Below are 11,256 nucleotides of genomic sequence, written 5' to 3' on the forward strand. Positions count from 1 at the left end.
CAGATCCGGTGAAGTTGGCGGGGGGGATCAATGGGTACCGGTATGTGCCCAATCCGACGGGATGGGTAGATCCCTTAGGGCTGAGCTGTAAGGTTGGAATTTGTCCTGGCTCAAAAATCGACGCTCCAGCAAAAAAAATACCCAGCGGCGTACTAGACGGGCATGAAAAAGCAGGCGGACATCTGATTAAGAAGCACGTAGAGCGGACTGACTATCAATTGGTAGAAAGGCTTGAGGTGGAGCCACATATACCTGCAGCGTCTACGTTCAAAACTTTAGAAGACGCAGAAGCACTTGTATCCAAAAGCTTGGCTTCGCACAGTCAGGAAATATCCAAATTCCTACAAGGAACGAAGGACAAGCATATTATCAGAGAGCATTCGAGCCAACCCGTAGGGTTGAGCGTTATAAGAGGCACCACAGAATCCATACCTGTTTATAAGTTTATGCTAGTTTTAATTCGAAAACCAAAAATGCCAGACGGCTACCTTTTACTGACAGGATACCCAATAGAAAAATGAACAACCAACTAACTGAACTTCAGCAATTCTTTGGAGCTTACTTCCATCAAGACTGGGTAGATGAGCACGCCACAGCTGACGAGGTCATTGATGCTTTTCTACTAGTCTCATCTACGGATGTAATCACCACCGTAAAAGAAGAAATTCTAGAACTGCTCAAATACTATACAAACGAATCAAATCTTTTGGAGAACCTGCTACACAAACAATATTGCTATTATTATTATCCGCACGAGTGGGCATCAGGGCCGCTTTGGCTGAGCCACATCGTAAGAAAAATTGAGAACTACTTACTCCTCAAACAATAATCGATCGCCCCCCTAAACAAATCAGCACCGCCACTAAAGGAAAAATCCTATGCAGTTAAGTACGCAGTTTAAAAGTCATCGAGCGCAACTCGCTGTACTAAATGAGGTAACCACCAGAGCAGAACGCAACCTACCGCCTTTTACCGGGGAAGATTACTACGGCAACCCAGTTGTCCGAATCGAAATGCAGGGTTGCGGAAGAGGATACATACCAAACCCTTCTGACCGAAACAATCCAATACTTGATGAAAACATGGATGCAGCGATCGCAAAATTTGATCGCGAAACCAAAGAACTTTATACCGTATTCCCTGTGGGTAATGACCAATGCTGAAACACCCTTTTCTAGATATCCCGTACGCACCGAAACTTCGGCACTTACTCAGCCCGTTCGATATTTATGATCGCGAAGAGACTTTAGGTGAAGAGTTTGCACGTTACGACATCAACCTTGACACAGACAGAAGACGACTGATCGAAAAATACATAATTGAGAAATCTTCAGATCTAAGCTATCGACATCGCAAGGTTTTATGCGACAAATTGGGGGCTGCACTTAGCGACGAAACCTTTGATTTTTCGCACTTATTGAGACAGGCTCCCGGCTATTATTGCACCCTGCCGTGGGGATGGAGTGAAATGGACAATCCAAAAGGTTTTTTCGAAGAAATTTATAGATTAACTAATGAATGGTGGAAAGAAGACCTCCAAAAAGCCAGCCTCGAAGACCCTGCCACATGGTGACTTCCACATTGAATACACCGAGTACTCAATGTGGGACGGGGCAAGCCCTAATGCCAATCAGTCAAGCGAACACAACGCTCAAATCAACAAATACCAAATGTGGGAGCTGGCTTGCCTGCGAAAGCGGTACTGCAGTAACACATGCAGCGACTGACGCGCCGCCTTCGCGGGCAAGCCCGCTCCCACAGGGGGATCTGCGCTTACCTGGAACTCCTCCCACATTCAAACCCGCTTCGCTTTGCAATTCAATGATCTGTATGGAGAAGTTTATAGGTGAAGGGTATAAAAGGGATAAATCAGAATATGGAAAACAGAGATAAGCCTTTGCGCATTTGAATGAAGACAGAAACCTCTTTACTGCTTACATGGACTTTTAAACATGAAAAGTCAACCACAGCTATCAATACTTAAAGGATTATTATTTACCTACTGCATCGAAAACACCAGAGATGCGGACCGAGAAGAGCTAATTACCTCTATAAACGTGAACCATCACGAGGAACTCACATGGTTATTCAACCAGCTAACCAAGCCTGAATTCATCAAATATAAGCAAGATGAAAGAGAATGGCACATCAACACACTCCAGCATTTTCTCAGCACGGACGAAAATTTTAAGTCCGTATTTTATCTATTTGACACTTACTTCGAAGATGAAATCGTCGACAACAGAGCCTTTATGAAAACATTGCTTGAATGTCTAATTCGTTATCACGCTCAAGCGACAGCAGACGAATAATCCAACAAAACCAAGCGAACACGATCAAATGTGGGAGCTGGCTTGCCTGCGAAAGCGGTAGTGCAGTAACACATGCAGCGACTGACACACCGCCTTCGCGGGCAAGCCCGCTCCCACAGGGGATCTGCGTTTGCCTGAGGGGCATTCCTCCCCCATTCAAATCTGCTTCGTTCGATCATCCAGTGTTCTGATCAGCGCTTGGACAACTCCATAATCATCCGACTCAACAAATAAACCCGCGGCACCACACTCTCCACCTCGGCATATTCCTCCGGGGTGTGGATATTGCCCCCCACTATCCCAAACCCATCCAACGTCGGCGTGCCTACCCCGGCGGACAAGCTGGCATCCGCCGCGCCGCCGCTGCCTTCGATGGTCAACTTGCGTCCCAGTTCGCCATAAATCCCTTGGGCCATCGCCACCAACTTATCCGACTCGGCCGTCTGCGGCATCGGTGGCAGGCCGCGCTGCAGGCTGGTGTTCACTTCGGTTTCCGGGATCAATTTGTTGGCTGAAACCCGGGCCAGGTCTTTCTCGATCCGGTCGAACTCTTCCGGCAAGGCCGCACGCACGTCGGCCTTGGCGGTGGCTTGGTCAGGGATGACGTTGGTGCGGTCACCGGCCTTGAGCACGGTGAAGTTGATGGTGGTTTTCTTGTCTTCATCGCCGAGTTTGCCCAGTTGCAGGATCTGGTGCGCGGCTTCCATGGCGGCGTTGCGTCCCAGTTCCGGGGCGACGCCGGCGTGGGCGGCCTTGCCTTTGACTTCGACCACCGCGGTGGCGCTGCCTTTGCGCCACACCACCAGGCCGTCGGCGGGGCGGCCGGGTTCAAGGTTCAGGGTCACGTCGTGGCCCTTGGCAGTGTTGCGGATCAGTTCGGAGGCGGCGTCGGAGCCGGTTTCTTCGCTGGCGTCGAGCAGGAAGGTGATCTGCGCGTAGTCCTTGAAACCCTGGCTTTTGAGGACTTTGAGCGCATAGATGCCCGCGACGATGCCGCCCTTGTCATCCATCACGCCGGGGCCGTAGGCGCGGCCGTCCTTGATGTGGAAGGGGCGCTCGGCAGCCGAGCCTTCCTTGAATACGGTGTCCATATGGGCCATCAGCAGGATCTTGGCCTTGCCGGTGCCTTTGAGGGTGGCGACCACATGGCTGTTGTTGGCGGCTTTATCCGGCACCAATTCGATGGTGAAACCCAACTGTTTCAACTCGTCCACGGCGATATCGCGCACTTGGGTCAGGCCCGGCTCGTAGCCTGAGCCCGAGTCGATATTCACCAGGCGCTCCAGCAGCTTCAAGGCTTGGGCCTTGTATTGTTCGGCCTGTTGCTGGATCTGTTTATGAGGCTCGGCGCTGTAGGCCGGCAGGCTGAAAGACAAGGCCAGGGTAGCGGCCAACAGGGTACGCGGGAAGGTGAAGAACATGGACCGATCCTTGTTTTTTGTTGGAGGGTGCCCCGCCACCCTACCCCACTAAACTGACCGCAACCAACTGCCCTGTACCGAGCTGACCCGGTTGCGCCCGCTGCTCTTGGCTTCATACAGCGCCTGGTCGGCATCGTTGAGCCAACTGATGGAGTCGGCGTGGCTCGGCTGGTACGGCGCCAGGCCGATGCTCAGGCTCACTCGCAGTGTTGGGTCCTGGGCGTAGGCCAAGGCGTTGAAGCGACCGCGCAAGGCCTCCATCACCTCGGTGGCACGGTTGAGGGGCATATCGGGCAGGATCACGCAGAACTCATCACCGCCATAACGGCCGGCCAGGTCGGTGGTGCGCAGGTTCTGGCGCAGCACCTTGCTCAGTTGGCGCAGGACGATATCGCCGGTCACATGGCCGTAGGTGTCGTTGATGGTCTTGAAGTGGTCGATGTCGATCAACGCGATGGCGGCACCGGCCGGGCCACGGCGGCAACGTTGAAATTCGAGGTCCAGATGGTCCTTCCAGGCGCCGTGGTTGAGCAGGCCCGACAGGCTGTCGGTGCGGCTCAAGGCCAGCAGTTCACGTTTGTGCCGGGCCAAGGTGACGGCCTGGCGATAGCAGATCCATCCCAGGGCCAGGGGATACAGCATCAGGATCGGCAGGCAGGCATACAGCTGGGCTTGGGTGGTCAGGGCGACAAACCCAGGTGTGAACAGCAACAACGCGGTGCCCAGTCCCAGTGCCTGCGCCACCCAACCCGCGAACAGGAAGCGCGGCCCGCCGATGGCGACGTTGTTCATGCTCATCATCGACAGGGTGGTGACGCTGGGCAGCGGGTTGAAGTGCATCGCGCCAACCCAGAACCCACCGCAAAAGGAATCGAACAGCAGGCTGCGGCGTTCGCTGCGCAAGGTATTGGCCGAGCGCAACGAGCATTGAAAAGCCAGGTGCGGCCACGCAAAGGCATTGACCAGCATCCAAGCCCATACCCACAGGGAGGGGTTCAACGGATACATGCCGAACGCCACGCACACAAAGCCGAGCGTCAGCCCCAGCAGGCGAGATTTGTACAAGCGCAAAGCGAGCGGAAGTCCTTTTCCTCCGACGGCTGGCATGGTGGGGGCGATCCTGGGTGAATGCCTGGAGTCTAACAGGGCGACGTCAAATCGCCACTACCGCTTATTGGCTAATACTTCAGTGCGAAAACCCGCGTGCCAGCATCAAGGCGACGCCCAACAGCAAGACGGCCGTGACCCGCTGCAACAACACCCGGCGCTTGGGGTTTTCCAGCACGTGCTTGATGCGCTGGCCGAAATAGCAATACAGGCAGCCGCTGGCAAATTGCAGCAGCAGGAAGGTCAGGCCAAGGATGGCGATGTCCGCCGCCGAACTGTGTTCACCGGCGCCGGCAAACTGCGGGAACACGGCGCTGAACATGATGATGGTCTTGGGGTTGGAAAACCCGGTCAACAGCCCTTTGCCAAACAGGCTGCGCGAACCCTCCACGGCACCTGCGTTGTTGATCGACACGCCGCTGCTGGTCCACTGCTTGTAGGCCAGGTAGAGAATATAGGCCACACCGACAAACTGGATGGTCTGGGTAATGGCAAGGTTGCCCTTGATCAGTTCCGAGAAGCCCACGGCAAAGATCAGGATGGAAATCAGGTAAGACACACTGGCGCCGATCTGCGCGGGGATCGAACTGCGCAGGCCGTCCTTCAGGCCCAGGCTCAACAACAACAAGGTCATGGGGCCGGGGCTGAAGGTCATGGTGGCGCAAAACAGCAAAAAGTAGAGAAACGACGACAGGGTTAACGCACTTGTCATGGCCAGGGACCTTGAATTAAGAGAACAACAGCAACGAGGCGAGCGCCTCAAGCGCCCGCCCCAGGCCGGTCAGGCGACGGCGATTTCAGTCGTCAGGGACTCGCGGTACATCACCGCAAGGTCAGCCAGCGCGGCCTTGGCGGTCTGGTTACGGGTTTCAAACGCCACCAGGCCCTTCCAGTTGGTCTCGACAATGGCCTGCACCACATCGGCGTAATCACAGTTACCGTCATGGATGCCGAAGTGCTGGTCTTGCACGCCGTTGTTGTTGCTGAAGGAAATGCCCTTGATCAGGTGGTGGTATTTGCGCACCACTTCTGCCGGCAGGCCGTTCTCGATGTTGGCGTGGCCGGCATCGAGGAAGAAATACACATTGCTATGGGCTTGCAGGCGCTCGAACACAAAGGCGTATTCGGCTTCATGGGTAAAGATGTAGTGGAACGGCCGATAGTTGACGTAGTTGGACAGGTTCTCCAGGTAGATATCCGTGCCCTTGGCCTCGGCATAGCGCGCCAGTTCCTGCACCGACTTGAGGTAATGCTCCAGGGCGACCTTCTTGGCCATCAGCACCATTTTCGGCTCGACGATGCAACCGCCGTGAATGATCAACGGCGCGCCCAGGCGGCTGGCGATGTCGATTTCCTTTTTCACATACTCCACGGCAGCGCTGCGGAAGGCTTCTACATCACTGCCCAACGGTGCCTTGAAGTTGCCGTGGAAAACCGGCTTGACCCCAGTCGCCGTGATTTGCGCCTGCAGGCTTTCGATACGCGCCTCGGTCCAGTCATCGACCATTTCGCCGAACAGGCTGCCGTCGATGTACCAGTGGGTGCAGTCACCTTCGATGGCGGTTTGCAGGCCCTTTTCGGCGCCCAGGTATTTCTGGTGGGCCACACCGGTGCAGAACGGGACGGTGGCGTTGATCAGTTTGCTTTCCATGGAGCGATTCCTTTCGTTGATGGAGTGTCAGGCGAATTGACGTTCAGGAAGATTGATGGCCATGAAGTCGGCCTTGGTCACGCCGCAATCCGGGCATGTCCAGTCTTCAGGCACCTCTTCCCAAGGGGTGCCTGCGGGAATTCCGTCCTCCGGAATACCCAGTTCTTCTACGTACATAAAACCGCAGGGTGCGCACATATAAGTCTTCATGGAAATGCAGAATCCATTGCTCAGGTGTAGGAAATATCGCCATCTCCAGGCGAGATGCCGCGCAGTCTAGGGGAGTGGCATTGCGCAAGGCAGGTAAAGTGATGCCTAATCCGGCCTCACTTCACCGGTAAAATCACCTGCAAACACAAGGACGCGTCATGTTTGTATCCGCCATCGCTTTCGTAGAAGGCACGCCCAAGGTCCAGCAGATCGTCGAGGCGTTCAGCCACGCCATCGAAAATGGCGAATGGGCACCGGGCAGCAAACTGCCATCCGTGCGTGAGCTGACCCAGATCCTCGGCGTCAGCAAGTTCACCCTCAATGAGGCTCTGGACCGCCTGCGCGGTCGCCACCTGCTGACCTCGAGCCAGGGCCGCGGCTACTTCGTGGCGATGGACAGCACACGCCCTGCTTCGGCGACCTGGGTCGATCTACTGCCCCAAGACCTGCTCAGCGTATTGCGCCGGCCCTTGGCCACCGCCAGTGGCGAACTGCGGCCCGGTGGCGGACACCTGCCGGAGGACTGGCTCAATGGCGAAGCGATCCGCCAGGCCATGCGCAGCGTGGTGCGTGCGCCGTCGCTGCGCATCGCCGGGCTGGGCACGCCGGCGGGGCTGTTGCCGTTGCGCCAGGCGCTGCAACAGAAACTGCATGGCGAAGGCTTGTCGGTGCCGGTGGAGCAAATCATCACCACCCCCAACACCGTGCAGGGCCTGGACATGCTCATGCGCCTGCTTGCACGCCCCGGCGACACGGTGTTGCTCGACGCGCCGTGCTATTTCAACTTCCACGCCAACCTGGCGCTGCATGGGGTCAAGGTCGTTACCATTGAGCGCCGCCCCGATGGGTTCGATTTCGCGGCCCTCGAACAGTTGCTGGCCGAACACCGCCCCAGCCTTTACCTGACCACTAGCGTTCTGCATAACCCCACCGGGCATTCCTTCAGCCCCAGCCAGGCGTTTCGGCTGCTGCAACTGACCCAGCACTATCACTGCCATATCGTCGAGGATGATCTTTATGGCGACCTGCATCCCAACCCTCCTCCACGCCTGGCCGCCGTCGCCGGGCTGGAGCAGGTCACCTACTTGTCGGGGTTCTCCAAGAGCCTCAGCGCCAACACCCGCGTCAGCTACGTCGTGGCCGCGCCGCAACTGGCCGCCAACCTCACCAATATGAAATTGATGAGCGGCGGCGTCACCTCCGAACTGTTCGAACAAATCGTCTACCGTATGCTCAGCGAAGGCAGCTATGCCAAGCATCGCAAGCGCATGGCGCAACGCCTGATGGAGGCCGGAGGGCGCGTCGAACAATGGCTCAAGCGCTGCGGGTGCGAACTGCCGATGGCGTATGAAGGCGGGATGTTCATCTGGGCACGCCTGCCGCCTGGCGTGAACGGCGAACTCCTGGCTCAGCAAGCCCTGAAACGCAGCATGGTGCTGGCGCCCGGTGCGCTGTTTGGCTATGACCCGGCCCATCGCGACTCGATGCGCTTCAATGTGGCCCACAGTGATGAGCCACGGGTGCAGCGGGTATTTGAGGCGCTGTTGTTGCATGGGGTGGCACACAAAAGCAAAAGCGGCCCAACGTAACCACGATGCGAAGCGAGTAGCTCTTGCTCTTGCTCTGATTTTGATCTCGGTATAACTGCGTCGGCTGTCAGGCCGCCTTCGCAGGCAAGCCAGCTCCCACAGTTGGATCGCGGGGCGTCGGGTGGATACGCATCGGCTCGCGCCGTAAGCCTCCCGTCAACCCGGCAACGGAATCACCCGCAACGGCCGCACCGACTTGTAGGAAAAGCTCGAATAGATCTCCTTGACGCAGGGCAACGTCTGCAAAACCTCGCGGGCAAACTCGCCAAACGATTCCAGGTCTTTGGCCACCACTTCCAGCAAAAAGTCATAGCGCCCCGAGACGTTATGGCACGCCACAATCTCCGGAATCGCCAACAGGCGCTGCTCGAACGCGCGGGCGATTTCCTGGGTGTGGCTTTCCATCATGATGCTGACAAACGCGGTCACCCCATAACCCAGCGCCTTGGGAGAAAGGATCGCCTGGTAGCCACTGATCACCCCGCTCTCCTCCAGGGTGCGCACCCGGCGCCAGCACGGTGAGGTGGTGAGGGCCACCCGCTCTGCCAACTCGGCCACGGTCAGGCGGGCGTTGCCTTGCAACGCGTTTAAAAGGGCTTTGTCCGTACGGTCCAGCTTGATGGGCATAACGTGCCTCTAATCATTATTTTTATCGATGTTTGATCCACAAACGCGGGTTTTTGCAGGCTTTTTCGCAAAGTTCATCTGTGGTTATGAGCATAGCATTGTAGGAAATAAGGAGCGCCCGACATGCACACTCAACACACCAGCTTCGGCTTTTGCACCCGTGCCATTCACCATGGCTATGACCCTGTTGACCATCACGGCGCCCTCGTTCCGCCCATCTACTTGTCTGCCACCTTCGCCTTCCCCACCGTCGAATACGGCGCCGCCTGCTTTGCCGGCGAAGCCAGCGGCCACTTCTATACGCGCATTTCCAACCCCACCCTGGCCCTGCTGGAGTCACGCATGGCCAGCCTGGAAAACGGCGAGGCCGCCGTAGCATTCAGCTCCGGCATGGGCGCGATTGCCGCAACGTTCTGGACCCTGTTGCGCCCGGGCGACGAGATCATCGTCAGCCAGACCCTCTATGGCTGTACCTTCGCCCTGTTGCACCATGGCCTGGGCGAATTCGGTATCAAGGTGCGGCATGTCGACCTGACCGACCTGGCCGCCCTGCAAGCAGCATTCTCCCCGGCCACGCGCATGCTCTACTGCGAGACGCCGGCCAACCCCAACCTGCGCCTGATCGACATCGCCGCCGTGGCCGAGTTGGCCCATCAACAGCCGAATGTCACCGTGGTGGTCGATAACACTTATTGCACGCCCTATCTGCAACGCCCCCTGGAACTGGGTGCCGATGTGGTGGTGCACTCGGCCACCAAATACCTCAGCGGCCACGGCGACATCACCGCAGGTGTTGCGGTGAGCAACCAGGCGCTGGCACAGCGCATCCGCCTGCAAGGGCTCAAGGACCTGACCGGCGCAGTGATGTCACCCCAGGACGCGTCGTTGCTGATGCGCGGCCTCAAGACCCTGGCCCTGCGCATGGACCGTCATTGCAGCAATGCCCAGGCGCTGGCCGAAGCCTTGCAGGCGCACCCGGCCGTGGAGAGTGTGATCTACCCCGGGCTGCGTTCCTTCCCCCAGTACGAACTGGCGACCCGGCAAATGAAACTGCCCGGCGGCATGATTGCCTTTGAACTCAAGGGTGGGATCGAGACGGGCCGGCGCTTTATGAACGCACTGCAACTGTTCACCCGTGCGGTCAGCCTGGGAGATGCCGAATCACTGGCCCAACACCCGGCGAGCATGACCCACTCCACCTACACCCCCGAGCAACTTGCGCAGCACGGTATCAGCGAGGGCCTGGTGCGTTTGTCGGTGGGGCTTGAAGACGTTGCCGACCTGCTGACGGATATCCAACAGGCCCTGGCCAAGTGCAGCGGTGCCAACCTGCGGCCAGCCCCCACAGCGGTTTATGCCATGAAATAGCGCATCAAGCCGTACGTTTTGCGGTGCCTGGGCGGCGGTCGGAAGGATCCGACTGCCGTTCTACATGTTTAATGCTTTTTTTCGCAGATTGGATCCCCCTCCTTTAGCCAGCCTGTACTAGCATGTCCGCAGCGGGACGCACTATCACTGCAGGTTATTCACATTCGTTACCTTCTTAACCCCCGTCGCTATAAAACCGAACACCTGCACGAAACTCATGGACGAATTGATGAACTCACACCTGTTCCCACAGATAGGCAAGGTCATCGCCAGCACCGGCAGCCGCCATTTTCCACGCATGCTGCATGACCTGATCCTCACCCAACTGGCAGTGGACGCCACCCATATCACCCAATTGCACGTCAGCCGCGAAGGCCTTGGCCGCCGCAAGATCAGCCCGGTGTACACCGATTCGGTGGCGGCCTTGGGCAGCGAGCAACTCGCCGCACAACTGCACCTCACGGGCCGCAAGGACGATGTGCGCTATGTACTGTCGGTGTATCGCTCGCACCCGTCCGACAGCTTTTCCGCGCAAGAACGCAGCATGCTCCAAGACTTCTCCGCGCTGTTGCTGCCCATGGTGGAAAAACACATCACCGCGCTGCAGCCATCGCTCCCAGACAGCCCGTGCGCAGTGCCCCAACATCAGGGCATCGACACCTTGCACCGACGCATTCAGGAGCGCCTGGTGCAATCGGGGCTGACCCTGTCCAACCGTGAACTGCAAGTGTGCGTAGGCCTGCTGGCCGGGCGCACCGCGCCGGAGTTGGCCGAACAACTGGCGTTGAAGGTCAACACCATCGAGAGCTACCTCAAGCGTGCGGCGATCAAGTTGGGGATCAGCGGGCGGCATTCGTTGTTGCGGTGGATGTACTCGACCGAAGACGGCACCCGTTTCTGAGCTCACGCCAATCAAACTGTAGGAGCATGCTCGCTTCTACACGGGGTATTCGAGCAAGCCCAGCTTTCAG

At 57.4% G+C, this 11,256-nt stretch carries 14 protein-coding genes; 8 read left to right on the forward strand and 6 right to left on the reverse strand.

All coding sequences use genetic code 11. From position 1 onward, the window contains the following. The 5 genes from AC4PS6_RS14205 to AC4PS6_RS14225 all read left to right on the forward strand — a co-directional run. Positions 1 to 521, forward strand: a 521-nt coding sequence (locus AC4PS6_RS14205) for an RNase A-like domain-containing protein (protein ID WP_492180863.1), incomplete at its 5' end; no start/stop codon positions are given. Then, positions 518 to 829 carry a contact-dependent growth inhibition system immunity protein gene (locus AC4PS6_RS14210; RefSeq protein ID WP_336827485.1) on the forward strand — a complete coding sequence of 104 codons (312 nt, stop codon included), beginning with the start codon at positions 518 to 520 and terminating at the stop codon, positions 827 to 829. The genes AC4PS6_RS14205 and AC4PS6_RS14210, both read left to right, overlap by 4 nt. Before the next feature lie 49 nt (positions 830 to 878). After that, entirely contained in the window at positions 879 to 1,163 is a 285-nt protein-coding gene (locus AC4PS6_RS14215) for a hypothetical protein (protein WP_074059145.1), read from the forward strand. Further along, positions 1,157 to 1,573 carry a hypothetical protein gene (locus AC4PS6_RS14220; protein WP_014718120.1) on the forward strand — a complete coding sequence of 139 codons (417 nt, stop codon included), beginning with the start codon at positions 1,157 to 1,159 and terminating at the stop codon, positions 1,571 to 1,573. Before AC4PS6_RS14215 ends, AC4PS6_RS14220 begins: the two co-directional genes overlap by 7 nt. Positions 1,574 to 1,952: 379 nt before the next feature. Continuing rightward, positions 1,953 to 2,312, forward strand: a complete 360-nt coding sequence (locus AC4PS6_RS14225; protein WP_198833801.1) for a hypothetical protein — start codon at positions 1,953 to 1,955, stop codon at positions 2,310 to 2,312. 191 nt (positions 2,313 to 2,503) lie between these two features. On the opposite strand, the gene AC4PS6_RS14230 is transcribed toward AC4PS6_RS14225, so the two are convergent. From AC4PS6_RS14230 to AC4PS6_RS14250, 5 genes are all read right to left on the reverse strand, one after another. Further along, the gene (locus tag AC4PS6_RS14230) at positions 2,504 to 3,733 is read right to left on the reverse strand and encodes a M20/M25/M40 family metallo-hydrolase (RefSeq protein ID WP_014718119.1); all 1,230 of its coding nucleotides are present in this window, start codon (positions 3,731 to 3,733) and stop codon (positions 2,504 to 2,506) included. A gap of 48 nt (positions 3,734 to 3,781) precedes the next feature. Continuing rightward, positions 3,782 to 4,840, reverse strand: coding sequence for a diguanylate cyclase (locus tag AC4PS6_RS14235; RefSeq protein WP_014718118.1), 1,059 nt, complete (start codon positions 4,838 to 4,840; stop codon positions 3,782 to 3,784). Positions 4,841 to 4,919: 79 nt separating this feature from the next. Then, complete coding sequence (locus AC4PS6_RS14240) at positions 4,920 to 5,552, reverse strand: LysE family translocator (RefSeq protein WP_014718117.1); 633 nt, start codon at positions 5,550 to 5,552, stop codon at positions 4,920 to 4,922. A 69-nt stretch (positions 5,553 to 5,621) separates the two neighbouring features. Beyond that, the gene (locus AC4PS6_RS14245) at positions 5,622 to 6,491 is read right to left on the reverse strand and encodes a sugar phosphate isomerase/epimerase family protein (RefSeq protein WP_014718116.1); all 870 of its coding nucleotides are present in this window, start codon (positions 6,489 to 6,491) and stop codon (positions 5,622 to 5,624) included. 27 nt (positions 6,492 to 6,518) lie between these two features. After that, on the reverse strand, positions 6,519 to 6,701 hold the full coding sequence (locus AC4PS6_RS14250) for a rubredoxin (protein WP_014718115.1): 183 nt from the start codon (positions 6,699 to 6,701) through the stop codon (positions 6,519 to 6,521). Positions 6,702 to 6,859: 158 nt separating this feature from the next. On the opposite strand from AC4PS6_RS14250, the gene AC4PS6_RS14255 reads away from it, so the two are divergent. Then, positions 6,860 to 8,290, forward strand: a complete 1,431-nt coding sequence (locus AC4PS6_RS14255) for an aminotransferase-like domain-containing protein (protein WP_336827487.1) — start codon at positions 6,860 to 6,862, stop codon at positions 8,288 to 8,290. A gap of 156 nt (positions 8,291 to 8,446) precedes the next feature. Here AC4PS6_RS14255 and AC4PS6_RS14260 read toward each other — a convergent pair whose 3' ends face one another. Continuing rightward, on the reverse strand, positions 8,447 to 8,917 hold the full coding sequence (locus AC4PS6_RS14260; RefSeq protein ID WP_014718112.1) for an Lrp/AsnC family transcriptional regulator: 471 nt from the start codon (positions 8,915 to 8,917) through the stop codon (positions 8,447 to 8,449). A gap of 123 nt (positions 8,918 to 9,040) precedes the next feature. Between AC4PS6_RS14260 and AC4PS6_RS14265 the strand changes: the two genes are divergently transcribed. Both AC4PS6_RS14265 and AC4PS6_RS14270 read left to right on the forward strand, forming a co-directional pair. Further along, on the forward strand, positions 9,041 to 10,285 hold the full coding sequence (locus tag AC4PS6_RS14265; RefSeq protein ID WP_106111773.1) for a methionine gamma-lyase: 1,245 nt from the start codon (positions 9,041 to 9,043) through the stop codon (positions 10,283 to 10,285). A gap of 229 nt (positions 10,286 to 10,514) precedes the next feature. Beyond that, positions 10,515 to 11,186 (forward strand): helix-turn-helix domain-containing protein, encoded by a 672-nt coding sequence (locus AC4PS6_RS14270; RefSeq protein ID WP_072435738.1) that lies wholly within the window; start codon positions 10,515 to 10,517, stop codon positions 11,184 to 11,186. Positions 11,187 to 11,256 lie beyond the last annotated feature (70 nt).

Source organism: Pseudomonas sp. DW-iso17 (assembly GCF_058725345.1).

What these genes read in the sequence shown, in the direction of transcription:
- AC4PS6_RS14210 (WP_336827485.1), top strand. Translation starts at nt 518, where the DNA reads ATGAACAACCAACTAACTGAACTTCAGCAATTCTTTGGAGCTTACTTC.
- AC4PS6_RS14215 (WP_074059145.1), top strand. Translation starts at nt 879, where the DNA reads ATGCAGTTAAGTACGCAGTTTAAAAGTCATCGAGCGCAACTCGCTGTA.
- AC4PS6_RS14220 (WP_014718120.1), top strand. Translation starts at nt 1,157, where the DNA reads ATGCTGAAACACCCTTTTCTAGATATCCCGTACGCACCGAAACTTCGG.
- AC4PS6_RS14225 (WP_198833801.1), top strand. Translation starts at nt 1,953, where the DNA reads ATGAAAAGTCAACCACAGCTATCAATACTTAAAGGATTATTATTTACC.
- AC4PS6_RS14230 (WP_014718119.1), bottom strand. Translation starts at nt 3,733, where the DNA reads ATGTTCTTCACCTTCCCGCGTACCCTGTTGGCCGCTACCCTGGCCTTG.
- AC4PS6_RS14235 (WP_014718118.1), bottom strand. Translation starts at nt 4,840, where the DNA reads ATGCCAGCCGTCGGAGGAAAAGGACTTCCGCTCGCTTTGCGCTTGTAC.
- AC4PS6_RS14240 (WP_014718117.1), bottom strand. Translation starts at nt 5,552, where the DNA reads ATGACAAGTGCGTTAACCCTGTCGTCGTTTCTCTACTTTTTGCTGTTT.
- AC4PS6_RS14245 (WP_014718116.1), bottom strand. Translation starts at nt 6,491, where the DNA reads ATGGAAAGCAAACTGATCAACGCCACCGTCCCGTTCTGCACCGGTGTG.
- AC4PS6_RS14250 (WP_014718115.1), bottom strand. Translation starts at nt 6,701, where the DNA reads ATGAAGACTTATATGTGCGCACCCTGCGGTTTTATGTACGTAGAAGAA.
- AC4PS6_RS14255 (WP_336827487.1), top strand. Translation starts at nt 6,860, where the DNA reads ATGTTTGTATCCGCCATCGCTTTCGTAGAAGGCACGCCCAAGGTCCAG.
- AC4PS6_RS14260 (WP_014718112.1), bottom strand. Translation starts at nt 8,917, where the DNA reads ATGCCCATCAAGCTGGACCGTACGGACAAAGCCCTTTTAAACGCGTTG.
- AC4PS6_RS14265 (WP_106111773.1), top strand. Translation starts at nt 9,041, where the DNA reads ATGCACACTCAACACACCAGCTTCGGCTTTTGCACCCGTGCCATTCAC.
- AC4PS6_RS14270 (WP_072435738.1), top strand. Translation starts at nt 10,515, where the DNA reads ATGAACTCACACCTGTTCCCACAGATAGGCAAGGTCATCGCCAGCACC.